Source organism: Mesorhizobium sp. M5C.F.Ca.IN.020.32.2.1 (assembly GCF_004023105.1).
Classification (GTDB): Bacteria; Pseudomonadota; Alphaproteobacteria; order Rhizobiales; family Rhizobiaceae; genus Mesorhizobium; species Mesorhizobium wenxiniae.
On record NZ_RZSX01001106.1, the window covers coordinates 1 to 1,763 of the forward strand.

Sequence of the window (1,763 nt, forward strand, 5' to 3'; positions counted from 1 at the left end):
CGTAGGCGCTGCGCATCCCGTAGAGCTTCAGCGTTCCCATCAGATCCAGGACTTCGGTTCGTTCCATCAGCTTGCCCTCCTGAGGCTGTCATAGCGGGCGCAATCGGCCTGCGGCTCATGGCGCAGACGCCGCGCGTCGGGTGTGAGGATGGTGACGGACGGAGCCGGATCGCGCCGGCGGGCCAGGATGTTGAGGGCGATGGCAGACGAGCAGACGTTCTCGGCAAGCGCCTGCTGGCAGGCGGCCTCGACGGCTTCGAGCCCGCCGGACAGCACCGCCGTCAGGATCAGCACCATCTGCCGGTCGCCATCGTCGGCAACCTTCAGCCTGCGCCTGACCCGCTCCATTCCCGGCGGCAGTTCCCAGCCCTGGAACGGCGCGCCGTTGCGCAGGGCGCCGGGCTTGCGCGCCAGCACCGGGACGTAGTGCCATGGATCGTAGACCGTCTGGTTGCGGCCGAATGAGCGGGCATGTTCGCCCACGACCGCGCCGTCCTGACGAATGACGATTCGATCGGCATAAGCATGGATCTCGACCGGCCTTCCGACCGCGGTCGACAGCACCGAGTATTTGTTGTTGTCGAAGCGCACGGTGCAGGTCTTCGTCACCGAGGCGGGAACCGTGTGGAATCCGTCGAAGGGGCCGCGATACTCGACCAGCTTGCCGCGCTCCTCCTCGAACACGTCCCAGATCGTGCGCTCCGGCTGGTCGACATGGCGGTGGGCCTTGGCATAGGCGACGCATTTGTCGAGCAGCCAGGCGTTCAGCTCCTCGTAGGTCTTGAAGCGCAGCCGCGGCGTGAAGAAGCGCTCGCGCACCAGCCCGACCTGGTTCTCGACCTGACCCTTCTCCCAGCCCGAGGCCGGCGTGCAGGCGACAGGCTGGACCAGATAGTGGCTGCACATCTGCAGGAAGCGACGGTTGTATTGGCGGTCCTTGCCGACGAAGACCGCCTCCACCGCCGTCTTCATGTTGTCGTAGATGCCGCGTGTGCAGGCGCCGCCGAAGAAAGCGAAGGCCCGGTCATGGGCGTCGAACACCATCTCCTGCGTCTCGCGCGGATAGGCCCGCACGAACATCATGCGGCTGTGGCACAGCCGAACATGGGCGACCTTCACGGTCACCGTCACGCCGTTCAGGATGACGATCTCGTGGCTCCAGTCGAACTGGTAGGCGTCGCCCGCAGGATAGAACAGCGGCACGTAGGCCTCGGCCATCGCCGCACCGCGAGCCTTGTCCCGGCTCTTGGCGTAGCGCCGGATCGCGTCGTAGCTGCCCTCGTAGCCAAGCGACCGAAGTTCTTCATAGATACGGATCAGCGTCAGGCGCTCGCGCTTCGCCTTCGCGTCGTTGCAGTCCAGCAGAGCATCAAGCTGCACTTGCCAGGGCCCGATCCTCGGCTGCGGCTGACGTTCACGCTCGTAGGAGAAAGAGGTCTCGCCGGATCGCAATATCCGGCGAACCGTGTTGCGCGACACATGCAGTTCGCGGCTGATCCGCTTCAGCGACCACCCTTGAACAAGAACGCACGCCGGACCCGGGCGATCGTATCCACTGACTTCATCCCCTCTCCACCCGCTTGCCGAAACAAACGGATGGTCGCAGATCGACTGAATGAGGGGGGTCAAGTTTGGACGCCGATCCTCCCAGCTACGGGGTCAAAATTGCACGCCGATTCACACCTTGAGGTTCACCGTGGTGCGGCGCGCCTCGTCCATGATGCCCATCTTGAGCGTATTGGCGGGAAGACCGAGGGCGAGTT

The 1,763-nt window shown here is 64.6% G+C and carries 1 pseudogene; it reads right to left on the reverse strand.

The features are described 5' to 3' along the window. Positions 1 to 66: 66 nt before the first annotated feature. Positions 67 to 1,565 (reverse strand): annotated as a pseudogene (istA, locus tag EOA86_RS33330) (IS21 family transposase). Positions 1,566 to 1,763: the final 198 nt, after the last annotated feature.